This window comes from Candidatus Clostridium eludens (assembly GCF_045310515.1).
Lineage (GTDB): Bacteria > Bacillota > Clostridia > Clostridiales > Clostridiaceae > Clostridium_B > Clostridium_B eludens.
Window position 1 is genome coordinate 67,755 of the sequence record NZ_JBJHZX010000017.1, and the last position, 26,024, is coordinate 93,778.

Here is a 26,024-nt window from a genome sequence, read left to right on the forward strand (position 1 = left end):
ATATTGAAAAATATTTTTTTAAATAGACTTAACTCTCTTTATTATATCATAAAGTTTATTAAATCCATCCATAGGGGTCATATTCAGTATATCTATACCCTTAAGTTCATTTATTAAATTTTCTTTTTCAATATCTAAAAATTTTAACTGTTCACCTTGTTTAACAGTTTTTCTTTCTTTTAAATTTGTTTCTTTTACTTTTCCACTCTCCAGATTATTCAATATTTCCCTGGCTCTTTCTAAAACTTCTTCTGGAAGCCCTGCAAGTTTTGCTACTTCAATACCGTAGGATTGATCTGCCCCTCCTTCTATAATTTTTCTCAAAAAAACTATAGTATTTTCAACTTCTTTAACAGACACACAATAATTTTTTACCCCTTTTATTTTACCTTCCAATTTGGTCAATTCATGATAATGAGTTGCAAACAAAGTCTTACATCTGAGCTGATTTTTTTTACATATATATTCTATTACAGCCCAAGCTATACTTAATCCATCATAAGTGCTCGTTCCTCTACCTACTTCGTCTAATAATATTAAGCTTTTATTGGTGGCATTTTTTAATATATTTGAAACTTCCCACATTTCAACCATAAATGTGCTTTTTCCTGAAGCTAAATCATCTGATGCACCTATTCTCGTAAATATTTTATCACAAATGGATATTGAGGCATTTTTAGCCGGTACGAAACTACCTATTTGAGCCATAATAGTAATTAAAGCTACCTGCCGCATATAAGTAGATTTTCCTGCCATATTAGGTCCAGTTATTAAAAGAAGCTGGTTTTCAGAAGTATCAATATTTGTATCATTAGATATGAACTCTCCTGTAGGAATCATTTTCTCTACTACAGGATGTCTCCCTTCTTCTATAAATATCTTATCTGAAAGAGTTATTTCAGGCTTACAGTAATTATTTTCCACAGCAACCTTTGCAAGAGACGTTAAACAATCTAATTCTGAAATTATTCTGGCTGAATTCTGCATTCTATTAACTTCTTCTTCCACTTTATTCCTTACTTCTATAAAAGTATTATATTCCAGATATATTAGCTTTTCCTCTGCTCCTAAAATCTTATCTTCCATCTCTTTTAGTTCTGGAGTTATGTATCTTTCTGCATTTGCTAAGGTTTGCTTTCTTATATACCTATGTTCTGGCACCAGACTCAAATTACTTTTAGTTACTTCTATGTAGTATCCAAATACTTTATTGTAACCTATTTTTAGAGATTTTATATTAGTAAGTTCTCTTTCCCTACTTTCAAGTGAAGCTATCCAGTCCTTTCCCCTAATTTTTGCTACTTTTAACTTATCTATTTCACTATTATATCCTTCTTTTATTAAGTTACCTTCTTTAAGGGAAATAGATGGATTATCTATTATAGCTTTATCTAATAATGAATAAATATCTTTTAATTCATCCAGATTTTCATACATATTTTTTAATAAGTCTGTTTTAAAATTAACCAATATAGATTTTACATCAGGTATTTTTTCTATAGAATTTTTTAAAAAATTTAATTCCTTTGCATTTACACTTTTTGAGGATATTTTTCCTACTAATCTCTCAATATCATATATGTTCTTTAAAGCCTCACTTAAATCTTCCTGATAACATATATTGTTTGAAATTTCCTCTACTGAATTCAATCTTTCAATTATTCTATTTTTATCTATCAAGGGCTGTTCCAACCATTTCCTAAGCTGTCTTCCTCCCATAGAAGTATTAGTTTTATCTATAACCCCTAATAAGGAACCCTTTTTTTTATTTTCCCGGAGATTTTCTGCAATCTCCAAATTTCTTCTAGAATTGCTGTCTATAGTTAAATAATCTACTATATTATAATATTGAAATTTATTTATATGTGAAAGATCTGTCTTTTGAGTCTCCTGCACATACTTTAAAAGAGAACCACAGCATTTTATAGCTTCAGGCGTATATTCTTTTAAATTCAAATCTTTAAACTGTTTGCTTAATATTTCTTCTTCATTTTTTGAGAAATAACATTCATTTAATTTACTAAATGATTCGTTAAAAACTTCCTCTATGCCCTTTAGTATAGTAGAATCTATATCCTGTTGAATCAATATTTCTTTCGGATAATATTTACATATTTCATCTAAAATTACGGATAAATTAAAAGGAGTGTCTGTACAATTAAACTCTCCCGTAGATATATCCGCAAAACATAGTGCGCAATTAGTATGTTCATCATTTATGTACAAACACATTATATAATTGTTTTTATTTTCCTCTAAAAAAGTAGCATCCGTATAGGTTCCTGGAGTTATTACTTTAATAATTCCTCTTTTTACAATACCCTTAGCTTGTGTAGGATCTTCCAGTTGCTCACATATGGCTATCTTATATCCTTTACTTACTAACCTTCCTATATATGAATTTGCAGCATGATAAGGTATACCACACATAGGAGCTTTTTCCTTAAATCCACATTCTCTTCCTGTAAGAACTAGTTCTAATTCTGAAGCTGCTATTTTAGCATCATCAAAAAACATTTCATAAAAATCACCTAATCTAAAAAACAGTATACAGTCTTTATGATTTTCTTTTATTTCCATATACTGTTTCATCATTGGAGTTAGCCCCACCTTATTTCCTCCTTTTCATCATATCTGCTTACCTAAAAGCGAAAAAGAAGTTGCTTTGGTTATTTCAACTTTTACTAATTTTCCTATAAAAGCTTTATCTCCTTGAAAATTAACCAGTTTTCCAGTTCGGGTCCTTCCCATAAGTTTTGTATTGTCATTTTTACTAGGACCCTCTACTAATATTTCTTCTATTCTTCCTTCATAAACTTTATTCTTTTTTGCAGCAGATTCATTTATTACATCTACAAGCCTGTTAAATCTTTCATGCTTTACATCATCAGAAATTTGATCTTCTATTTTATAGGCAGGAGTACCTTCCCTTTTGGAATATATAAATGTAAATGCGGAATCAAACTCTACTTCTTTTGCCAAGTTTAGTGTCCCTTGAAAATCTTCCTCTGTCTCCCCAGGAAAACCTACAATTATATCCGTAGTTATAGACACTCCTGGAATTTTATCTCTTATTCTACTTACAAGATTTAAATACTGTTCCTTGGAATAATTTCTGTTCATTTTCTTAAGTATGCTGGTAGAACCTGATTGTACCGGCAGATGTATATGTTCACATATTTTATCACACTCTGAAATCACATCTATTACGTCTTCAGTTAAATCTTTAGGATGAGAAGTCATGAATCTGATTCTTTCAATTCCATCTATATTATTAATTCTTTTTAAAAGTTCACTGAATTTTAGATTTGGATTTAAGTTCTTTCCATAAGAATTTACGTTTTGACCTAACAGGGTAATTTCTTTATATCCTTTGGAAACCAACCCTTTTATCTCATTTTCAATATCTTCGGGGTTTCTGCTTCTCTCACGTCCCCTTACATAAGGTACTATGCAGTAAGCACAAAAATTATTGCAGCCATACATTATAGTTACAAAAGCTTTTACATTGCTTTCTCTGTCTATTGGAACTCCTTCTACAATTCCATCCTCTTTATCCTGTATTTCTATTACAGATGTATTTTGCTGCTTTACTGTATTCAAATATTCGGGGAACTTATAAGCATTATGAGTTCCAAATATTATATCTACAAATGGAAATCTTTTAATTATTTTTTCTGCCATATCTTTTTGCTGCATCATACAGCCGCATAGAGCTATTATAAGTTCTGATTTTTGCAGCTTTAATTTTTTTAAAGCACCTAAATTTCCATATACTTTAAGCTCTGCATTTTCCCTTACACAACAGGTATTAAATATAATTAAATCTGCAGAAAATTTGTCTTCTGCTTTTTTATATCCCATTTTTTTTAACATTCCAGATAATTTCTCTGAATCCTCTTCATTCATCTGACACCCATGGGTCTGTATAAAAAAAGCTTTTTCATTTTGGATATTATCTGTATGACTCTTTTGTCCATTCATTCTTTCATTCTCCACTTTATAATTTTAGTTATCTAAAAGTAAATACCAGACTAAATACTCATTTAGTGGCATTTATTTTTAGATGCCATAATACCCTACAATTATATCGTTAATATTTACATATGTAAATATATTATAATTTTAGCTACAATCCCACTTCCTTTTTTAGTTTTTCTCTATTGCCGCTGCAGCGAATTAACTTAAGCATATAAGCTTGCCTTTCTATAGTTTCAAATTTATGAAATATATTAATTTTATCTGTATAAATATTAATATATTCTATAATACTATCTATTAGGTTTTCTTTTGCAATCTCCAGGCTATCACCTTCACCATATACATTAACTTCATTTAAAATTATATTATAAAATCCTTCTCCTGAGTGTATAACTGGCTTAAATCTAAAAAACCCCATTAAAAAATTTATATATGAGGTTTTTATATGATTTACTTCCTCATTTTTCTTTTCATTTTCACCTATGTCTTTTTCTAATATATTATTCAGTTTACTACTGTAGATTTTTGCATCTTTAATATTAAATTTTTCTTCAAGTAAAGCTTTCATATTCTTCCACCTTTTATAATAAAATATTTTTAAATAAATAACAAGTCAACCAAATTTCATATTTTTATTCATTATAATTTATGCAACTACTACAGTCAATGTAAACTATTACGTCTCCAAACGAAGTAATTTTCAGGTTCAGGCGGTGGGATAAACAGCAAGGCTATATTTTTACTATTTTTTATAAATATAGCCTCTAATTTTTCTATTTATACGTCTCTAATATATTTCCATATATATCCTCGATTAATCTAAGTCCTCCGTTATATCCTAAATATCCACAATTTAATACAAGCCTGTGCATAACAGGAAGAGTTATATTTATTCCAAAAGCATTTAATTCTTTAACTATATCTCTATCCCATGAACTTCCTAAAATTAATGGAATATGAGTACCATGGTTATATTTTCTAAGTCTATGGTGTATCCTGCCGTCATCTTCTTCGAAAAACACTTCAAATTTTCTGGTAGAAGATATTTTATTAAATTGATCTTTTATATTGTTTTGATATTTTTCTGGTGTATTGTCCGTTATATACTGTTCACCTGGAAGAATGCCTAGCTCGTTTAGCAGGAATTGACTTATACCAAGTGCATAAAAAGAATCTGTTATATTAAAAAATCTGCCAGGTATACTATATCTAAACTCAAGAAAAAAATCAGTGGATCTTTCCAAATAATAATAGAAATTATCTTCTTGCTTTTTAATAAAATTTTCTACCTTTACAGAATCCAACTTAGCAAAGCTGGCTACTGACCTTAAAAATTTGCTTGTTTCTCTGGCACCTATAGGTGGTGTGGGATAATGCAAATACGGCGTACCATATTTTTTTCTTAATAATTCTGCAGTTTCAATGCCAACCCAGGGAGAAACTACAAGATTGAATTCAGCATCTGGTATTGTACTCCATTCTTTTACCCCGCCTGAATCTGGTCCAAATAATATATTTACTTCAAGTCCTATGCTTTCTAAAAGATACTTTATTTGATTCAAATTTCCTGCCCAGAAACTATCTTGATAAGGAACTGATGCCCACACATTCACAAGTCCACTTTTAATCTTCGGAGTCTTTTCTCCTATAAATTGATCAATTATAGCTTTGATTACCATTTCATGTCCAATAAAATTTGTGCCTTTAAATCCACCTGTTTCAGCATAGACTATGGGAACTCCTTGATCTTTATAATCCTTTGCTACCTGCCCTACGTCATCTCCAACTATATCTGACGTACAGCCAGTGAGTATTACAAATAATTCCCCTTTTAATACTTTAAGGGTACCATCAATAACTTCTCTCAGCCTACTTTCTCCACCAAATACAATTTCTCTTTCCGTGGAATTAGTACATGGAATACTTCCTCCTCCAGAATATCCTGTTCCCTGATATCCAGAATCAGTACTAAGTCCTCTAAAAAGTTTCACACCACACCCAGGACCAGAATGAAGTATAGGTATTCCTCCTTTTATTGCAATTACAGATTGTTGGGCTCCAAGAGTACAATAATGTCTAGGCCCTTCTATCAATTTAACCATAGTTATTTCCCCCCCAAAAAAGCGTCAGGTTTTTGATTAAGCCACCAATCTGTGTACACAAGCTTAGAATGGGCAGCAATATTTTTAACGAATTCTGGAGTTTCAAGTACATCCAAAATTTTATTACCATAATTAATCAGTCCCTGATAACCTAGTGCAAATTGTTCATCACCCATTAAAAATGTTGGTATTCCCAGTTTAGCACCCCATATAGACATACCTCCATGCCGTGCTACAAATATATCTGGTTTTAGCCTATTAAGAGAATTCACCAACTCATATGCCTGTTTATTACATATATTAAAGTGTTTTATATCACCATAAGTTTTAACCGCATGATCTAAACTTTTTCCACTTTCAAGTTTATTATCATAACAAGGATCGTGATGGAATATGGATGAGCCTATAACCTCCATTTTAAGATCTCTTAAAAGAGAAATTAGACTGTGTCCATGGGCTGCACCAGCTGTAATATAGGCTCTTTTTCCACTTAATTTTTCCCTTAACCTTTCAAGTTCCGGATATATCCTATCTTTTTCTGATTTAATTAAATCCTCTACCTCTTTCTCTCTTTTTGTTATTCTTCCAAGTTCTCTAAACCATTTATCTGCTCCTTCTATTCCATAAGCAGGCGGTGCCTTAACTTCTGGTACCCCGTATTCCTGTTCAAGTGATGCGGCTAGATAAGTCCCAAGTGTAGGACAAATCTGTACAGTAGCTGCTGCTTCAGATATTTTCTCCAATTGTGCAATTGTAGAAAATGGAACTATATAATTGGGTTTTAAGCCTATTTTCCCGAACAATTCAGTAAAAATATCACTTCCCCAAAAATTAATTACATTTACCACATCTTCTCTCTTTCTAACCGGTGGTTTTACTATTTTTCTCACTATTCCATGGTATGCAGCATCAAAACCTGTCGTCCAAATTTTAGATTTGAAACCTTCACAAGAAATATACACAACAGGAATTTTAAATTGTTCCTGAGCTTCCTCAGCTACTCTATCTACATCATCACCTATAATGCCGGAGGCACAGGAAGTTGTTATAAAAATTGCATTAGGCTTAAATCTGTCATACGCTTCTTTTATGGCAGCCTTTAATTTTTCTCCTCCTCCATATATAGTGTCATTTTCAGTTAAATTGGTACTTAATATCCTAGCGTTTCTAAGGGGAATATTTCTTTCTATCTGGCCCACCCTATTTGTAAAATTAAAATCCGAAAAATCAGCAGAACACCCCACTGGAGCATGGTTTATAACAACTGCATCTTGTATCATAACTAATTGACACAATGCATTACCTGAACTACAGCCTAGACATTGACTGAAAAAATGTTTTCTGTCACAAAGTCTGCCTTCTTTTGCCATACTACAAAGTTCAGATGCATCCCCATAAAATCCTGTAATGGAGCCAAGTCTTGACTCTCTAATTTCAACCTCTGGTGACTGTAATTTTATATTAATACTCAACATTATTACCTCCTATAGAATTTTAACAAAAAAGACTATGCACAGCCTCAACAAGTGAGGCATGGTACATAGTCTCCAGTCTATCTGGTCAACTAAATATTATTTAAAAACGAAAACTTCCTACAGAGAAACCATAAGAAGTTTGATTACTTTTTACCTTCTCATCTTTCAGGATTTATCCTGCTGGAATTAGCACCATGAAACAAATTCAGGTTGCTGGGCATCATAGGGCCAGTCCCTTAACCACTCTTGATAAGAATATTATTTTATTAAAGACTAAATTAACACTTATTATATTATACATATATTGTTTTGTCAACAATATGCAAATGATTCAAAGGCAATAATATCTTTTTAATATCTAATTTAAATGTCTCTACCTAAAACTGCATATGTTATATTGTTATAATGTAGAATGTATACTCAAATTGTAGCTATAATACTCAAATTGTAGCTATAATATGTTCTTATTTTTTAAGTGTTTTATAACTTTAACAATAGAATGTTTTATTGTGCCATATAATAAAAACATAACTAAAAAAATCACTAGCAAAGAACAAAATATAGTTGGTAGATAGCTTTTCATTACAAATACCTACTTTCTAAATTAATAATAACCCATTTTATATGATATCATATTAACTTAAATTTAAATTATCACTCATCCTTAATCTGCAGCTGTCTTTAATATTTAAAATATTAGCCATTGACAAAAACTTAAATTGGGTATTATAATTACATTAATTTAGTAAAATCTTATCAAGAGAGGTGGAGGGGACTGGCCCTATGATACCCGGCAACCCAAATTTATTTTATTTAACGGTGCCAATTCCAGCAGGTGAATCCTGAAAGATAAGAAAAATAATTTTTAAATTTTCAAGTTGTTTTTCTTATAAAACAACTTTTTTATATTTATAAAAATAATGAATAGATTAGCTGACCAGTAAACTGGAGGTTGGATCCTATTTAGGATGCAACCTCTTATTTTTATACAAATAATTATTTAAGGAGGTCTTATGATGTCAAATGAAGGTTTAAAATTCGACACAATAAAAATAAGAGGAGGTTATAATTCTGAAGAACACAATCATTCCGTGTCAGTACCTATATATGAGACAGCAGCTTTCGACTTGGGTGGAACCGATAGAGCACAAAAATTACTGTCATTTACCGAATTAGGATTCATATATAGTAGATTGAGTAATCCCACTATATAGATATATTAGAAAAGCGCTTAGCTGCTTTAGATGGTGCTGCGGCAGCTATTGCATTAAGTTCAGGAATGGCCGCCATAACCTATACACTCCTCAATGTAGCAGAAGATGGTGGTAGAATACTTACCACCCCTTATTTATATGGAGGAACATTAGATGGACTAAAAAAAATATATCCAAAGCTAGGTATTAAAATAGACAAATTTCATGACATAAATAATGCTGAAGCACTTTCAAAACAGATAAAGCCAGATACAAAAGCCATATTTGTAGAAAGTATCAGCAACCCTAATGCCATTGTAGCTGATATAGAAACTATTGCAAAAGTAGCTCATGATCATAATATACCACTGATTGTTGACAACACACTGGCTACTCCATATCTTCTAAATCCAATAAAATACGGTGCCGATATTGTTATATACTCAGCTACTAAAGCACTTAATGGACATGGAAATGTAATTGCAGGTTTAATCCTTGAAAGTGGAAAATTTAATTGGGGCAATGGAAAATTCCCTCAATTTTTGGAACCTTATTATACTTTAAGAGGTACCGGCAATACTCCAAGAAATTTTATCGAGGTATTTCCTGAATTTCCGTTTATTTCAAGGATAAGACTAAATTATTTAAATTATTTTGGTGCAGCCTTAAGCCCCTTTGATGCATATCTTGTACTTTTAGGACTTGAGACCTTATCTGAAAGGATAGAAAAACAGTTATCAAACACTAAAAAAATAATAGCCTATCTCCAAGAAAATGACAATGTGGAGTGGATAAAATATCCTTCTTTAGTCACCAGCACTTATAAAAAACTCTCAGAAAAATATTTACCGAAAGGTGCCGGATCGGTCTTTTCATTTGGTATTAGAGGTACAGATAGTCAAATAGATGAATTCTTAGACTCAATAAAACTTTTCAGCTACCATACTAATATAGGTGATGCCAGATCTTTAATTATAAATTCACCTAAGACTACACATGGCGAGCTTACACCTAAAGAAAAAGAAATTTCAGACATACCTTATAATACAATAAGACTTTCTATAGGTCTTGAAGATCCAGAAGATCTAATCAATGATTTAGATCAGGCATTTGAAAAAACTTTTATAAAAAAATTTCCAAAAGCATTATAGATATAAGAATGTAAAGGAGTCATTATGAAAAAATTCAAAAAGATATCAATAGTTATATTTATGCTTATAACAGTATTCACCTTTTCTTCATGTGGGGAAAAAAGCAATTCTTCTTCTACGGGAACGGAAAAATATAAATACGGTAAGCTGGAAATCCAGGCTCTTGGAGGTGGAGTGTGCGGTGCTCCAGCTTACATAGCCAAAGAAAAAGGATTTTTTGCTAAGGAAGGATTTGATGTAACTCTTGTAAGTGGAACTTTTGAAGAACAAAAAACTGGACTTGCAAGTGGAAAATTTACTGTTACCAATGGTGACTTTCAATTTTTCCCTTCGGTTCAACAGGGTCTTGATATTAAAGTTATAGGCGGACTGCATAAAGGTTGTATTAAATTAGTTGTACCTCCTAATTCACCAATAAAAACTGCAAAAGATTTAAAGGGAAAGAAAATAGGTGTAGATGAAATAGGTGGAACACCTATGGCTATCACTAGCGTTGTACTGGCTAATGCAGGCATCAATCCAACCTCAGATGTCCAATGGGTACCTTACCCACTTGACCAATTAACAAAAGCTGTAGATAAGGGTGACGTTGATGCTTTTGCAGCATGGGATCCATTTGCTACACTAGCTGAACGAGATAGCAACTACCGAGTAATAACGGATATTGCAGAAGATCCATTATTCAAAGGAAAATCATGTTGTTTCTTATATGCTTCTAATAAAGAAATTAAAGATAACCCAGAGAAAATTGCTGCTCTTGTGAGAGCCTATAAAGCAGCAGATGATTGGATTGCAAAAAATCCTGAAGAAGCTGCTAAAATTGAAGTGGATAAGAAATACGTATCAACTACTGATGTAAAATTAGTCACTCAGCTTATCAAGAACTATGATTTCGAATATACTACGGATGCTGCCAAAGATGATGTTAAATATTTCGTGAAGCAATTAAATAAAACTGGATTCTTAAAAAAGGATACAGATCCTGATAAATTTGCTGATGATGTATACTATGATGTATCAGCCAAATAAAAATTAATGTAGGGAGGCTTAAAATGAGTATTTTAAGTGAATCTGTAGATTCAAAAACTATGCTTAAATCAGAAGCTTCATCAATCAACACTGATAATGTAGTTCCAATTAAAGTACCTGACACAATAAATTGGAAACCCAAATCAAATACATGGCAAATTCTGCAGATTATAGCTTTCATTATAGCTTTAATCGTGAGTTTTTCTATACCTACAGTTCAAGTTGTTAATGTTATTCCTTATAGAATAATGCTGATACTATTTATACTATTTTTAGGAATACGCTATATTATTTCATTTTTTAATGAAAAACTAAAAGCAAAAATTAATCACAAATCTCAATTTTATTTTACCATAGGAATTGGATTTTCAGTATGGGATATGTTATCTACTAAAACCAATATTTTACCGCTTCCATTTTTTCCGGGTCCAGACCAGATAGTTCAGGTACTTGTTGATGATCGAATTACACTTTTAATAAGTACGGCCTATTCCATAAGACTTTTAATTCTAGGATTTATAATAGGCACAATTCTAGGATTGGTAACAGGAATTCTAATGGGATGGTTTAGGCAGTGGTATTACTGGTTTTTCCCTGTACTTAAAATTATAGGAGTAGTTCCTGCAGTTGCATGGATACCAGTGGTAATGATAATATTTCCATCTACACTATGGTCAGAAGTATTTTTGATTGTGCTTTGTGTATGGTTCCCTGTAGCTTTTATGGCTTGTGGGGGCGTAGAAAATATACCAAAGTCTTATTTTGAAGCAGCTAAAACTTTAGGAGCAGATGAGAAGTTTTTAATATTTAAAATAGCCATACCAGGTGCCATGCCATCCATATTTACAGGCATTTATACTGCTACAGGACTCTCCTTTACTACACTTGTAGTTTCTGAAATGGTAGGTGCAAAAGCAGGCTTAGGATGGTATATAAATTGGGCCAAAGGGTGGTCAAATTATGCAAAAGTTTATGCAGCCATAGTTGTAATGGCAGTAGTTTTTTCCATTGTGCTCGCAATTATATTTAAAATCAGAGATAGGATACTTATATGGCAAAGGGGGCTATTAAAATGATACCAGTTGAAAATATCCAAGCCCAAAATAATGCTTCTATTGAAATAAATAATGTAACCAGAATTTATATAGATGCAAACAAAAATCTAGTTGAAGCTTTAAGAAATATATCTCTCAGTATTAAAGCTGGAAAGTTTATCTCATTTATAGGCCCCTCCGGGTGCGGAAAAACGACTCTTCTGAGACTTATAGCAGGGCTTGATAAACCCCAATCTGGAGAATTATTTTTAAATGATAAAAAAATAGAAAATACTAATTTTGAAAGATGCTATGTATTCCAACAGGCAAATCTTTTTCCTTGGGAAACTATTGAGAATAATATTGCCTCAGGACTGAAGGCCAGAAAAATTTATAAGGAACGTAAAAATGAAATTAAAGAATATATAAACCTTACTGGACTTGACGGATTTGAAAATTCATATCCTCATCAAGTTTCTGGCGGTATGGCCCAGAGAGCTTCTCTTGCACGTGCACTTATTAATGAGCCTAAGGTATTACTGCTGGATGAGCCCCTGGGGGCATTAGATGCCTTTACAAGAATGGACTTACAGGATAAATTAATTGAATTATGGCAAAGGAGGGGAACTACTATTTTACTGGTTACACACGATGTAGATGAGGCTATATACCTAAGCAATAGAATAGTAATTATGACTCCGCGTCCTGGAAAAATAGAAGAAATTGTAGAAGTAAAAATTAAAAGGCCAAGAAATAGAAACAGCTTGGAGTTTATTAAACTTAGAAAAGAAATATTAGATAAACTTCACATAGCTACATCACACTAAAATACACCAACTTAGCTCAAATACACTAAGTTTAGTTTTAATTTTCCCCAAAAGAGCAAAAATACCTATTTTAATAAAGGAATTTTTGCTCTTTTTAAAAACTACCCTTTTTAATAATTTTTAGAAGTATCTTTTTTTAAAATTATAAACTTTGATATAATATGTAAACACCACAGAATAGCCACTACAACCATAACATCATAACATAAATTTAATAGAAACAAATGTTTACCGAAATCGCCATAACCAGAACCTATAACCGGTAAAATAAGCTGTGAGGCTCCTGATAACAGTATAAATAATAATAGTAACATAAAGAGTCGTAAAATTTTATCCTTATTTCTCATAAAACAAATGATTATTATACAAAAATAACTAATTGAAAATAAAATAAAAATATAAATATTACGGTGTAATCCGGGATATTCATTTATAAGATTTGTCCTGAATGTATTTGCTAATTTATGTGAACTATATTGTCCCTTAATGAAGTTCCATCTTCCTAGTTCCGAAAAGTCATAAGCATTATTTGCTGAATCAACAATTCTTTTCCAAAGCCTGAGGGGATGCTTTAAATAAAAACCCAATATCTTTACAGGTGAAATATTAGGATAGAATTCCCTTAACATTTCTTCTCCCAGCGGATCATTTTTAGAATGTCTATTATAAAAAGATTTTCCATTAAAGACCACAAACTTCTTATTTAATCCAAGCTCCTGTAAATCCTTTTCTGGATTTTGGGAATCTGTTAAAATACCTAAAAAAACTGCCTGATACATATTATTTTGATTCATTCTGTCTGTCAATGAAATATAGGCAGCACTGCAAAGTATAAATACAAGTAGTGAAGATATTATAATACACTTTCTATAGGTCTTCTCTTTATAACAAATGAATAATCCTATATAAACTATAAACATAAAAATAAATAATGGAATCTCCTGTGCTTTAGATGTCAAGAAGCCTGCAGATGCTATAAAAAAATATATAAAATGTTTTGTTGATGGTTTTTCTTTTGTTATTAAATTTAAATAAGTACCTATACTCAAAAAAAAGAATACAATAGTTCCTGCTTCTCCATAGAAAGAATTAAAATAAGATATATATGATATATCTGTAAAAAATAAAATGATAATTATACCTGCTGCTACCTTTAATAAATAAGACAATTTGTTGAAATTAATTATTAAAAATATTGCCAGTAAAAATATTATTGAATAAACAAATGCCAAATATCTTATATCAAATAATCTATTTTTAAAGCCATGTAAAAATAATGAGATAAATACAGCCAATTTTAGCAGTACGCTTCCTGATACCCAATTCTTACCAAACAATAAGAATATACCTGGGCTTGATATCAGATAATTCAAATGTACAAATTTATCATAAATTTTATGATAACTATTAGATAAATTGATAAGTCCCCCATATAAAAGCAGCCTTCCAAAATCCCCATTATCACATTTACCTACAATAGGATATAAAAAAAGAGTATTTGCTAATATTACAGCTATAACTACTAAAACTATTACTTCAATAATATAGTTATTTTTAATATAAATTATTTTTCTTGTTAACCATTTCATTTGATTTAGACCTCTTTATTTTTTAATAAGTATTAAAACAACATTATTAATACATTTCTTCAAAATGACAAAAAAATCCTTCTAAAAAGAAAAAATTTAATAACTTTTTAATAATACTCAATAATTTACCAAATGCTGTGCATTAAAATTACTGTTGAAAAAATTCTTTGAAAACTATATTATTGTATATAGACACTCTATTGTATACAATATAATTAGAATTTAAGAGAGGATGGACATTTATGAAATTATCAAACAGAATTTTAAATATGCAGTTTTCACCTATTCGTAAACTGGCACCTTATGCTGCAGAAGCTAAGAAAAAAGGCATGAAAGTTTATCATTTGAATATTGGACAACCCGATGTACTAACTCCAGATACATTTTTTAAGGCAATTGAAAACTTTAAAGAAAATGTACTTCAATATACAGACTCACAAGGTATGGACGCACTACAGGAAAGCTTTATAGAATATTATAAAAAGTGGGGAACAGAGTTTACTAAAAAAGAACTGGTAATAACTAATGGCGGCAGTGAAGCCATACTTCTAACCTTTATGACAATATGTGATCCGGGAGATGAAATAATTTCTCCTGAACCTTTTTATACAAATTACAATGGCTTTGCAGAAGCAGCATCTGCAAAAATGGTTCCATACTTAACGAAAGCCGAAGATGGATTCCATTTGCCAGATAAAAAGTTAATAGAAAGCAAAATAACTCATAAGACAAAAGCACTTATGATTTCAAATCCGGGTAATCCAACCGGAACCGTATATACAGCTGAAGAACTCAGAATGCTTGCTGATATAGTTAAAGAACATGATTTATATTTAATAGCAGATGAAGTTTATAGAGAATTTGTATATGATGGATTAAAATATACTTCTACTCTCACCCTAAAAGATATTGCTGATAGAGTAATTATTGTAGATAGTATATCTAAACGTTATAGTGCCTGTGGTGCTAGAATTGGACTGGTAGCCTCTAAGAACCAGGAATTTATGCACAATATAATGAAACTATGCCAAACTAGACTATGTGTACCTACAGTAGAACAAGTTGGGGCAGCAGCACTAAAAGATACTCCTGACAGCTATTTTACTGAAACAAGAAAAGAATATGAAAAAAGAAGAAATATATTAATGGAAGGTCTTGAAAAGATTCCAGGTGTAATATGCCAAAAACCTAGTGGTGCTTTCTACATAGTTGCAAAATTACCTATCTCAGATGCAGAGGATTTTGCAAAATTCTTATTAACTGATTTTAATAAAGATGGTAAAACTGTAATGGTTGCACCTGCTGATGGTTTTTATGCTACTAAAGGTTTTGGCAAAGATGAAATAAGAATATCATATTGCATAAATTGTGATGATTTAAAAGATGCCATGAATTTATTGAAGATAGCACTAGAAGAATATAAAAAGGTTAAGAATTAATTTAAAATGCAATTTGATTAAATAAAAAAGTTTCCATACTGTTTATGGAAACTTTTTTATTTAATTATAGTTTTAAACACTACCTCTTTAACTCCCAATTGAATCTTTTCTTTTTAATCTTGAATCCAACATTCCTATATAAATTTAATGCCACATAATTAGAACTTTTTACTTTTATCATTATTCTATTAAAATCATTAGCATATACTATATTTAAAAGATAATTTAAAAGATATTTACTGTAACCTTTTCCTCTATATTTTTCTATTATACCAAAATTAACTATAACAGGAATATTGTTTTCTATTATAATCTGGCCATAGCCTATGTGTTCATTATTTCTTTTTAAAAAAGCTGACCCCTTTTCAAAATAGTAATTCTGTAGTTCCTCCATGTATATATCATCTAAAGTAAGTGGTATCCTATTGTGTTCTTGAAATATTTGATTTTGTATTTCACATCTTCTCTGTTCATCTTTTCCTTTTTTAAATACCTCAAACTCTAATTCTTTATGAAGATTTAAAGGTGTACTTTCATATAATTCTCTAAAGAGAACTAATGTACCCTCTTTTTTTTCAAATCCCATATTTTTTAGTAATGTGCAATTATAGCTATTATCTTCACATAAATATTTTACGACACAATTTTTTTTTATAGTATCTATTAAGTATATATAAGGTATCTTACTGTCTATATTTTCATCATAGGTACATGATACATTCATAGCGTTTATATTACAAACATTTTTATGCACTATATCAGTCCAAATATAGCCTATATATCTAAAATTACTTTTAACCAGCTTTACTGCTCTTCTTAAGAATATCTGTTGAGCAAAATTACATCTATCATAAACTTCAAAAAAATCCTTATTTAAAGGATTAAACAACTTTCTTTTAAAATTTAATTCTTTAAAATTATTAAAATTTTTTTTTGTCAGTCCCACACACTCATACATATAATTTTTCCCCTAAATTTATTGTTCAGAACAATAAATAAAATTTAAAATAAGAGACCATCCTCCGGCGATGATCTCCTATATATTCGAGGCTTTTACTTCTACAGCCTGTTCAAATATCCCTCTTTTTATTTCAGTGGCTGTCATATTTTTTGCATTAAATTTTTCAGTCATATAGTTACAAGCATCCCAAGGATTTATTCTATCTCCGCAAGTAAATACATCCACAGCTGCATAGCCGAGCTCTGGCCATGTGTGAATGGTCAAATGAGATTCAGATATTATAACTACCCCACTTATTCCCTGCGGGCTGAATTTATGAAATGCAACTTCTCTTACTTCTGCTCCTGCCTTTAATGCGGAGTCAACCATTATTTTTTCTATGAAATCTTTATTATTTAATACTTCGGCATCGCATCCATAAATTTCTGCCAAGATATGTCGCCCTAATTCGTTCATTTTTCACATTTACCCCCTTAGAAAAAAATATAACAATTAAATTTTATCAAAAATAATAGAAAAGTCAATATATAATGGTAATATTAAAAATTTACTTTTAAAATCTCTAATTACTTAAAGATTTCTCTGATTTCCTATGTATATCGCATAAATTAAAGTAAGTATATCTTAAAAAACACTATATATTTTATCCTTAGGTATTAAATTTTTAATGATAAATGTGAAAATTTGCATATTAAATTTCATCTACTTCTTTTACACTTAAAGCTATCTTTTCATTTTCCTTATTCACTTCTAAAATTTTTGCTTTTATCTCCTGACCTATTTCCAGTATATCTCCAGGTTTATCTATTCTCTTATGGCTTATTTGAGATATATGAACTAATGCATCTACCCCTGGTTCCAATTCTATAAATGCACCGAAGTTTGCAAATCTGACTACCTTTCCAAGAACTACACTTCCCACTGGGTATTTTATATCTACATTATTCCAAGGATCTTCCATAAGCTTCTTTAAGGACAAGGATAATTTTTTCTTTTCTCTATTTACATCCAGTATATAAACTTTAATTTTATCTCCTATTTTTAAAACATCACCTGGTTTATTTACTCTTCCCCAGGACAGTTCTGATACATGAAGAAGTCCATCAACTCCCTGCACATCCACAAATGCACCAAAATCAGTTAATCTTCTAATCTCGCCTTCTACCACTATATCTTTTTCTAGTGTATTCCATGTTTCCTCTTCCCTTTGTTCTCTTTCAATTCTTAAAATTTCTCTTCTTGAAGCTACTACTCTAGTTCCCTTTCTTTCTTGTTTAAACTCAATTATGTTAACATTTAGTTCTTTACCTACATATTGAGAAAGATCATTTACATGATATAATTCCACATGGGAGGCAGGTATAAAGACTCTAGCACCTTTGTAGTTTGCTACTAATCCTCCATTTACATCTTCTTTTACTGTAACTTTTAATGTTGTATTATTTCCACTAGCATCTTCTAATTCTCTATAAGCATTTTCCCTGTCTAATTCTAGTTTGGACAATACCACATATCCATCTTCATTTTGTCTTCTTATTACTTTAACATTTAGTTCATCTCCAGCATGAATCAATTCTTCCAAATTATCACTTTCATTTTTTGTTATTTCAGACTTTGGAAGTATACCATCTGATTTATATCCTATATTTAAAAAAGCTTCTTTTGAATTTACAGATATTACTGTGCCTTTAATTTTTTCCCCTAATATTATCTGTGTATCATTTTTATCCATATAAGATAATTGCTCATTTAACTCCAAACTTTTGTCATCACTCATTTTTAAAACTGCCTCCTTTATTATCCAATCTGGTGTTGAAGCTCCTGCTGTAACACCTATAGTTTTAATTTTATTAGCTTTAATTATATTATCAGGTATTTCTCCTGAATTTTCAACATGAATTGTATTATTGCAATTACTTTTACATATTTCATAAAGTTTAGTAGTGTTAGAACTGTTCTTCCCACCTATTACTACCATCATATCAACCTTTTTTGATATATCTTCTGCAGATTTTTGACGGAATTCTGTAGCACTACATATAGTATTAAAAGCAATAAATTCCTTACACTTCTTAGTTACTATATTCAATACCTTTTCCCAGTTGGACTGTTTTTCTGTAGTCTGTGAAACTATACACATTTTCAACGGTAAATTGTCTAAATTCAGACCATTTTTTGATATAATAGCAGTATTTTTACACCATCCATTTATACCTAATACTTCTGGATGACTACTATCACCTACTATTAATATAGAATACCCTAATTTATAATATTTTTGTACTTTTTTTTGTATATTCAAAACATATGGACAAGTAGCATCAATTATATTCACTTTTTTATTTTTTAAAATATTAAATATATTTTCTGATATACCATGAGAACGTATTACAACTACATCATCTTCTTTAAGATTATCTATACCATCCATTTTCAGAGAATATATGCCTTTTTTTTCCAGGTCATTTACTACATCATTATTATGAATCAAAGGACCTAAAGTATATATTTTCTTTTTAAATTTTTTCTGGGCATTTATAGCTTCAGTAACAGCTCTTTTTACACCAAAGCAAAATCCAGATTTATCTGCCAGCATAATCTTCATAATCTTCACCTTTATTTATGTTATTCAATGTATTTTCTTATGTAAATTGAAATAATTTCTACAACTTCATCAATAGAAAGTTTAGATGAATCTATCTCTATAGCATCTTCTGCTTTTATAAAAGGAGAGGATTTCCTATGAGAATCTGCATAATCCCTTTTAATTATTTCATCTAATATTTTATTATATTCCACAGCTATGTTTTTTTTCCTTAATTCTTTATATCTTCTATCAGCTCTCTCACTGGCACTAGCTGTAAGAAAAAATTTCAAAGGTGCATTCTTTAAAACCACAGTACCTATATCCCGTCCATCCATAACTACATTAAATTCTCCTGCCATATCTTGCTGTAACTTTACAAGCAATTTTCGTAGTTCAAAAATAGCAGCGTAATTGGATACATTATTAGTTACATTAGGATGTTTTATACTATCTGTCAAATCTTCACCATTTACAATAAGCCTATCCCCCTCAAAGTACATTTTAAGTGATTTTGTAATTTCACATACTCTTTCCACATCTTTATAACCTACTTCTTCTCTCATACACGCAAGGGTAGCAGCCCTATACATAGAACCTGTATTTATATACATAAGATTAAATCTACGAGCTACAATGCTTGCTATTGTACTTTTGCCTGCAGCTGCAGGTCCATCGATGGCTACAGATATATTCAAAATGTCATTCCGCCTTTCTTTACCTGAAAACATACTCTAAAATTTACATTATAATTTTTTGCTTATATTCCAATCCTAATTATATATTCTATAAAAAAATATAAAATCCTTTATTTATATTATTATTGATTTAATTAAATTTGTAATGTATTTTAGATTTTACTTCCTGCCAAAAATCCAGTTGATAGTGCAATCTGTATATTAAATCCTCCAGTACTCGCATCTACGTCTATTATTTCTCCTGCAAAATATAGATTTGAAACTATTTTAGATTTCATAGTGGAAGGATGGATTTCTTTAACACTTACTCCTCCTGATGTTACTATTGCCTCTTCTATAGGACGTAAGCCTTTTATATGTATAGTAAAGTTTTGTAACAAACCAGCCAAATTTTGTCTTTCTTCTTTAGTTATAGAATTGCATTTCTTATCTGGTTTTATGTTACATAAATCTAAAATTACACTGATAATCTTTTTAGGAAGTAATTCACCTAAGGAGTTTTTAAAATCTTTGTTTGAATAACTTAAAAATTCTCTCTGCAGCCTCTTATCCAGTTCCTCAAATTTAAGTGCAGGTTTTAAATTTATAACTACTTTTAGGTTTTTGTTGTTTTTTACCACCCTACTGGCACTTAACACAATAGGACCGGAAATTCCAAAATGAGTAAATAACATCTCTCCAAATTCTTTATACAAGATATTATTATTAGAATCTATTATAGATAGTTCTATATTTTTCAAAGAAAGCCCCTGTAATATTTTTATCCAATTTTCTTCAATCTCTATGGGAACAAGGGCAGGGGTAATTTTTGTTATAGTATGGCCTAAATCTGCAGCCATTTTGTAGCCATCCCCCGTAGAACCAGTTTGTGGATATGACATGCCACCTGTACAGAGTATAAAATAATCTCCATCTATCGTTGAATTATCGTCTAGTTGAATTGATTTTATAAAATTATTTTTACAAATAAATTTTTTAACTTTAGAATTAAACTTTAATATTACATTTTTTCTTAACAGTTCTTTCTCCATAGCTCCAATTAAATCAGAAGATTTATCGGATTGAGGAAAAACTCTTCCACCCCTTTCAACTTTTAGATTTACTCCAAGATTATGAAAAAATTTAAAAGTATCCTGGTTTGTAAATGAATAAAGAGAACTGTACAGAAAATGAGGATTTACAGGAATGTAATCAAAAAATTCACTTATATCCTTTGAATTAGTTATATTACATCTTCCTTTTCCTGATATGAACATCTTTTTACCTAGTCTTTCATTTTTTTCAATTAAAATGGTATGACATCCCTTATTTGCAGCAGCTATTGCTGCCATCATACCAGATGGTCCTCCGCCAATTACTACTATTTTTGTCATTAATTCATACACCTTATTTCCAACTAATTTTGATCTTTTAATGAATATACTTGATATTCTTTCCAAATTGTTTCTAAATCAGAAAAAGTAGAGGAAATTTTTTCTTTTTCTTGCAATCCTACAGCAATAATTAATGCATTAATTACACTTAATGGTGCTACTAAAGAATCTACAAAAGAAGTCATGTTACTTTGGGCAATTAAAGTGTAATCAGCTCTGGCTGCCAGAGGAGATAACAAACTATCTGTAATAGCTACCACTTTGGCATTTCTGCTTTTAGCAAAAGCTAAAGCTTCAATAGTTCTTACAGCATATCTTGGCGATCCTATACCTATTACCAGATCATCACTAGTCAAATTTATCATTTGTTCAAAAATATCACTTATTCCGTATCCTACAACTTTTACATTATCTAATATTAAATTTAAATAAAATCCTAAAAAATCTGCAATGGCAGTGGAACTTCTGAGTCCTATTATATATATCTTATCTGCCTTAAATATATTATTTACTACATCATCAAATGTCTTATGATTTATTTTTTCCAAGGTAGCCCTTATATTTTCCATATCAGATTTTAAAACACTTTTTAGTGGACTTTCTTGACTTACAAAATCATTTGATAATTCAATTCTCTGTACAGTAGTAAGCTTGTTTTTTATGAGTTCTTGAAGAGATTTTTGCAATTTAGGATATCCCGAAAATCCAAGTTCATTTGCAAATCTTACTACAGTTGATTCACTTACCCCTACATTTATACCTAATTTTGCAGCCGTCATAAAAGCAGCTTTATCATAATGTTTTAAAATATATTCAGCTATTAATTTTTGACCTTTACTCAACCTTGGAAATTTAATTTGAATTATTCTTATCAAGTCCTGATTATTAGTGCCTTCCATTTACTTCATTCCTTTCTCTCTATCCATACCAATTTTGCAATATTTATTTCATTTTAACATCTATTGAGTAAATTATCAATATAATATTCAATTGTTTATTCAATTGCTTATTTAGTAATTTTTATAAATATTTATAACATCTTTATTGTCTTCTTGGTGTACTCCAAAAGTTAAACCATAACTATTTAAATTTTTATTCAAAAAATCTACAATTTTATACATATCTTCGTAATGACTAAATTCTTTTGATGAAATTAATTTCAATTCATTCTTCATAATAAATTTCCACCTTCTTTAATTTTATTTATCCTAACGCTGTATAGCTAATATTTCCTTAACTTTTTATATATTGTATTTCTGTTTCAGTTAAATATCTCCATTGACCTTCTTTAAGATCTCCTAGCTTTATATCTCCTATAGCTATTCGTGTTAAAGCTATCACAGAATGCCCTATAGCATCACACATTTTTCTAATCTGCCTATTTTTTCCCTCATGTATTCCTATTCTGACTTTGGAACTGTTTTTACTTGTACTAATTATCTTAAACTCTGCTTTAGCTGTTATATACCCCCCTATATCTATTCCATTTTCAAATCGTTTTATATTGTCACTAGAAGGTACCCCTTTTATTGTAGCAATATATACTTTGCATTTATTTCTTCCTGGATGGGCTATATTGTTATATACTTCTCCATCATTAGTAAGTATAATAATACCGGACGTATTATAATCTAATCTTCCTATAGGATAAATTCTATCATTTACCTTTACAATATCAAGTAGTGTTTTTCTTCCCCTATCATCTTTAACAGAAGAAATGCAGCCTTTAGGCTTATTTAGTAATATATATTTTTTTTCATTTTTTTTATTTATTTTTTTATCATCTACCAAGACTTCATCTATTTTATCGTCAATTGTTGAACCCAAGTTATTTATAGTTACTCCGTTTACTTTTACTCTTCCTTCTAATATTATACTCTCACATTTTCTTCTTGAAGCTACTCCGCAAGAAGCCATATATTTATGTAACCTTTCTATCATTTTATCACCTACAATTTTAAATAATAATCACAAAATAATAAAATTAATCCTCAATAATATATCTGAGGATTAATTTTATTATTCTACTTCCTGTATACTTATCTGCCTTATATGTTTAGTGTGATTCCATTCTTTGTTATTCTTGTCCAATATTCCCTGTACCGTTATCGGTATCCAAGTTAAAGTATATATACCATAAAGTAAATACCATATGAATATCCTAAGAGAATTCTTACCGTCTAATAAAGATATACCTACTACAAATATTAGAAGATATATAATATTTCCAAGTAACATCTCAAAAAAAGTAGGGGAACCAAATATATAGGAGAGTACTACTATATTAAAAGAATACAGGATAAATATATAAAACATTTTTTTCGAAAGTTTATTTTCTAACATCATTATCAAAGGAGTAACTAAAAACTGAACTATACTAAATACCTTCCACAATATAGGCATAAATAATGAATTTACAACAAAAATATTTAACCCATGTTCATTGTTATTCTGTAAAATAGTTATAAATGCAGAAAGTCCAATCAGTAGAGTTACAAAGGGTTGTATTGTATATATAGCACAGTCTAAGGAAGTAAGATTTTTATCTCTTATGGCCTTTTTTAGAAGTTTAAAGAAAAATCTAGAAGCAACGTCTGTAAATCCTTTCATCCACCTTTTTCTCTGATGCCAGGATTGTTTTAATGTTAAAGGTTTTTCATCATATACTATTGCATTATGAGCCCACCCTACTTTGTGGCCATTTAACACTAACTTACAGGTAAATTCCAAATCTTCAGTTAAACAAGTAGCACCCCATCCCAGTTTTCTTAGTATATCTGTATTCATACAAAAACCAGTACCGCCAATTTGGTTTGATAATCCGAGATTTGATCTAGAAAGTTGAAAAAGCCTGTTTGCGGTCCAAAAAGAAATTGAATAAGACCCTGTTATCCACGAATCATTGGGATTTTTACTATCTATGTAACCTTGAACAACTTTATATCCCTGACATAATTTATAGTTCATTTCCATTAAAAAATTTTTTGAAACTAAATTGTCTGCATCAAAAATAGCTATAGAATCGTACTTCTTATCCATTTCAAATATTTTACCAAACATCCATTCCAGAGCATATCCTTTTCCCTTTTTGTCTGGAACTTTTCTTTCAAATACATTCACATTATATTTTTTGGCTATAGCTGCCGTATTATCATCACAATTATCTGCAATGACAAAAATGTCATACATATTTTTAGGATAATCGATATCCTGTAAGCTCTCTATTATTTTTGCAATAACCATTTCTTCATTATGAGCTGCCACCAACAATGCAAAAGTGTTTTTAGGAACACATTTTTCAGCACCATTATCTTTTTTCTTATAGAGTCCAAATAAAGAAAGTACTAGATAATACATTGTGATTGTAAAAACTGATATTTGAAAAATAGCTGTAAAATTAAAAATAAATTCTTTCATCACAAAAATCCTTCCTTTAATATATTTATTCTATTGTCCTCTAACAAATAGACATAAAATACCGTATATCATAATACCACAAATTTTTAATTATGTAGTATATGTCGAAATATTCTGACTAAAAAAATTTATACACACAAAATTTCTAGATTCATAAAAATCAAAATACTTTTCCAAATTGAGTATATATATTTTTTAAAATTTATACCAGAGTGAGCTTATACAAGTCATCTCTCCTATGCTTCAGGAGAGGCAGAGATTCTCTCACCTCATTTATATAATCTAAATCTATCTCTGATAATAGTATTCCCTCTTTTTCGTCTAATATATTTACTATATTGCCCCATGGATCTGCTACAAGAGAATTTCCATAAGCTATATAAGAATAATTTACATTTCGTGCAGGTGATATTCCCACCATATAAAGTTGATTTTCTACTGCAGAACTTCTAAATAATATTTCCCAGTGAGAAGGTCCCGTAGTAGTATTAAAAGCTGCAGGAATAAATATAATTTTTGCACCCTTAAGTGCCATAATTCTTATAAGTTCCGGAAACCTTATATCATAGCATATAGCTACACCTATTTTGCCCCATTTTGTATCTAATATAGTAACTTTATTGCCAGCAGTTAAAACTTCTGATTCTTTAAATGTTATTTTATCTTTTATATCTATATCAAATAAGTGTACTTTTCTATGCTTGCCTATTACTACTCCTTTATCATCAAATACGAAAGAAGTATTATATATATTACCTCTTTCGTCAACCTCTGGTATAGAACCTCCTACCAAATATATTCCCATTTCTTTTGCTGTAGATGACATCATATTTAAAGTTTCTTCTTTACAATTGTCCATCTCTGCATATTCTCTAAAATGCTTAATATTATATGGGCAATTAAACATTTCAGGCAGTGCTACTATATTGGCCCCTTTCTTAGCAGCCTCATATATCATTTTTTTTGCTTTCTTTACATTGTCACTTTTAGAAGATTTTAAAACCATCATTTGGCATAAGCCTATTTTTATCACAAAAACACCTCTTTTAAATTAGCTTTATATATTTATCTGAGCGCTGTCTATAGTATTACATATATATACTACCATTAATTATAATTTATTATTATAGACTATTCAACGATGGATAAAAATTTAATACTTAAGATACAA

General features: G+C 30.1%; 20 protein-coding genes, 1 pseudogene and 2 riboswitches. Of the genes and pseudogenes, 5 read left to right on the forward strand and 16 right to left on the reverse strand.

From position 1 onward, the window contains the following. Positions 1 to 18 precede the first annotated feature (18 nt). The 5 genes from mutS to ACJDU8_RS12580 form a co-directional block, all read right to left on the reverse strand. Positions 19 to 2,610: a DNA mismatch repair protein MutS gene (mutS, locus tag ACJDU8_RS12560; RefSeq protein WP_406792491.1), complete on the reverse strand. Its 2,592-nt coding sequence runs from the start codon at positions 2,608 to 2,610 to the stop codon at positions 19 to 21. Between the two features lie 18 nt (positions 2,611 to 2,628). Continuing rightward, positions 2,629 to 3,984 carry a tRNA (N6-isopentenyl adenosine(37)-C2)-methylthiotransferase MiaB gene (miaB, locus tag ACJDU8_RS12565; protein WP_406792492.1) on the reverse strand — a complete coding sequence of 452 codons (1,356 nt, stop codon included), beginning with the start codon at positions 3,982 to 3,984 and terminating at the stop codon, positions 2,629 to 2,631. Positions 3,985 to 4,129: 145 nt separating this feature from the next. Then, positions 4,130 to 4,549 (reverse strand): hypothetical protein, encoded by a 420-nt coding sequence (locus ACJDU8_RS12570; RefSeq protein WP_406792493.1) that lies wholly within the window; start codon positions 4,547 to 4,549, stop codon positions 4,130 to 4,132. Between the two features lie 205 nt (positions 4,550 to 4,754). Continuing rightward, entirely contained in the window at positions 4,755 to 6,083 is a 1,329-nt protein-coding gene (locus ACJDU8_RS12575; protein ID WP_406792494.1) for a nitrogenase component 1, read from the reverse strand. Positions 6,084 to 6,085: 2 nt separating this feature from the next. After that, positions 6,086 to 7,558, reverse strand: coding sequence for a nitrogenase component 1 (locus tag ACJDU8_RS12580; protein ID WP_406792495.1), 1,473 nt, complete (start codon positions 7,556 to 7,558; stop codon positions 6,086 to 6,088). A 155-nt stretch (positions 7,559 to 7,713) separates the two neighbouring features. Further along, positions 7,714 to 7,814, reverse strand: a riboswitch (SAM riboswitch). A 494-nt stretch (positions 7,815 to 8,308) separates the two neighbouring features. Continuing rightward, a riboswitch (SAM riboswitch) is annotated at positions 8,309 to 8,414 on the forward strand. Positions 8,415 to 8,574: 160 nt separating this feature from the next. Between ACJDU8_RS12580 and ACJDU8_RS12585 the strand changes: the two are divergent. The 4 genes and pseudogenes from ACJDU8_RS12585 to ACJDU8_RS12600 all read left to right on the forward strand — a co-directional run bounded on the left by ACJDU8_RS12585 (position 8,575) and on the right by ACJDU8_RS12600 (position 12,792). Next, a pseudogene (locus tag ACJDU8_RS12585) lies at positions 8,575 to 9,902 on the forward strand (O-acetylhomoserine aminocarboxypropyltransferase/cysteine synthase family protein). A 24-nt stretch (positions 9,903 to 9,926) separates the two neighbouring features. Continuing rightward, on the forward strand, positions 9,927 to 10,931 hold the full coding sequence (locus ACJDU8_RS12590; protein ID WP_406792496.1) for an ABC transporter substrate-binding protein: 1,005 nt from the start codon (positions 9,927 to 9,929) through the stop codon (positions 10,929 to 10,931). Positions 10,932 to 10,954: 23 nt separating this feature from the next. Then, positions 10,955 to 12,007: an ABC transporter permease gene (locus ACJDU8_RS12595; protein WP_406792497.1), complete on the forward strand. Its 1,053-nt coding sequence runs from the start codon at positions 10,955 to 10,957 to the stop codon at positions 12,005 to 12,007. Further along, complete coding sequence (locus tag ACJDU8_RS12600; RefSeq protein ID WP_406792498.1) at positions 12,004 to 12,792, forward strand: ABC transporter ATP-binding protein; 789 nt, start codon at positions 12,004 to 12,006, stop codon at positions 12,790 to 12,792. The genes ACJDU8_RS12595 and ACJDU8_RS12600 overlap by 4 nt, the downstream gene beginning before the upstream one ends. Positions 12,793 to 12,902: 110 nt before the next feature. Here the strand turns inward: ACJDU8_RS12600 and wsfD are convergent, their stop codons facing one another. Next, on the reverse strand, positions 12,903 to 14,381 hold the full coding sequence (gene wsfD, locus ACJDU8_RS12605) for a glycan biosynthesis hexose transferase WsfD (RefSeq protein ID WP_406792499.1): 1,479 nt from the start codon (positions 14,379 to 14,381) through the stop codon (positions 12,903 to 12,905). Positions 14,382 to 14,623: 242 nt separating this feature from the next. On the opposite strand from wsfD, the gene ACJDU8_RS12610 reads away from it, so the two are divergent. Continuing rightward, positions 14,624 to 15,820: a pyridoxal phosphate-dependent aminotransferase gene (locus ACJDU8_RS12610; RefSeq protein WP_406792500.1), complete on the forward strand. Its 1,197-nt coding sequence runs from the start codon at positions 14,624 to 14,626 to the stop codon at positions 15,818 to 15,820. A gap of 79 nt (positions 15,821 to 15,899) precedes the next feature. On the opposite strand, the gene ACJDU8_RS12615 is transcribed toward ACJDU8_RS12610, so the two are convergent. The 10 genes from ACJDU8_RS12615 to ACJDU8_RS12660 all read right to left on the reverse strand — a co-directional run bounded on the left by ACJDU8_RS12615 (position 15,900) and on the right by ACJDU8_RS12660 (position 25,883). Then, positions 15,900 to 16,778: a GNAT family N-acetyltransferase gene (locus tag ACJDU8_RS12615; RefSeq protein ID WP_406792501.1), complete on the reverse strand. Its 879-nt coding sequence runs from the start codon at positions 16,776 to 16,778 to the stop codon at positions 15,900 to 15,902. A gap of 78 nt (positions 16,779 to 16,856) precedes the next feature. Then, positions 16,857 to 17,237 carry an adenosylmethionine decarboxylase gene (speD, locus tag ACJDU8_RS12620; protein WP_406792502.1) on the reverse strand — a complete coding sequence of 127 codons (381 nt, stop codon included), beginning with the start codon at positions 17,235 to 17,237 and terminating at the stop codon, positions 16,857 to 16,859. 235 nt (positions 17,238 to 17,472) lie between these two features. After that, a complete protein-coding gene (locus ACJDU8_RS12625) occupies positions 17,473 to 19,386 on the reverse strand; it encodes a bifunctional 4-hydroxy-3-methylbut-2-enyl diphosphate reductase/30S ribosomal protein S1 (protein WP_406792503.1) in 1,914 nt (637 codons plus the stop codon). 20 nt (positions 19,387 to 19,406) lie between these two features. Next, on the reverse strand, positions 19,407 to 20,063 hold the full coding sequence (cmk, locus tag ACJDU8_RS12630; RefSeq protein WP_406792504.1) for a (d)CMP kinase: 657 nt from the start codon (positions 20,061 to 20,063) through the stop codon (positions 19,407 to 19,409). Positions 20,064 to 20,215: 152 nt separating this feature from the next. Beyond that, entirely contained in the window at positions 20,216 to 21,436 is a 1,221-nt protein-coding gene (locus ACJDU8_RS12635) for a BaiN/RdsA family NAD(P)/FAD-dependent oxidoreductase (protein ID WP_406792505.1), read from the reverse strand. Positions 21,437 to 21,459: 23 nt separating this feature from the next. Continuing rightward, complete coding sequence (locus ACJDU8_RS12640; RefSeq protein ID WP_406792506.1) at positions 21,460 to 22,335, reverse strand: MurR/RpiR family transcriptional regulator; 876 nt, start codon at positions 22,333 to 22,335, stop codon at positions 21,460 to 21,462. Between the two features lie 111 nt (positions 22,336 to 22,446). Next, on the reverse strand, positions 22,447 to 22,611 hold the full coding sequence (locus ACJDU8_RS12645) for a DUF4264 family protein (protein ID WP_406792507.1): 165 nt from the start codon (positions 22,609 to 22,611) through the stop codon (positions 22,447 to 22,449). Positions 22,612 to 22,669: 58 nt separating this feature from the next. Beyond that, entirely contained in the window at positions 22,670 to 23,377 is a 708-nt protein-coding gene (locus ACJDU8_RS12650) for a pseudouridine synthase (protein WP_406792508.1), read from the reverse strand. Between the two features lie 78 nt (positions 23,378 to 23,455). After that, positions 23,456 to 24,853 carry a glycosyltransferase family 2 protein gene (locus tag ACJDU8_RS12655; RefSeq protein ID WP_406792523.1) on the reverse strand — a complete coding sequence of 466 codons (1,398 nt, stop codon included), beginning with the start codon at positions 24,851 to 24,853 and terminating at the stop codon, positions 23,456 to 23,458. Between the two features lie 202 nt (positions 24,854 to 25,055). Beyond that, a complete protein-coding gene (locus ACJDU8_RS12660) occupies positions 25,056 to 25,883 on the reverse strand; it encodes a carbon-nitrogen hydrolase family protein (RefSeq protein WP_406792524.1) in 828 nt (275 codons plus the stop codon). Positions 25,884 to 26,024 lie beyond the last annotated feature (141 nt).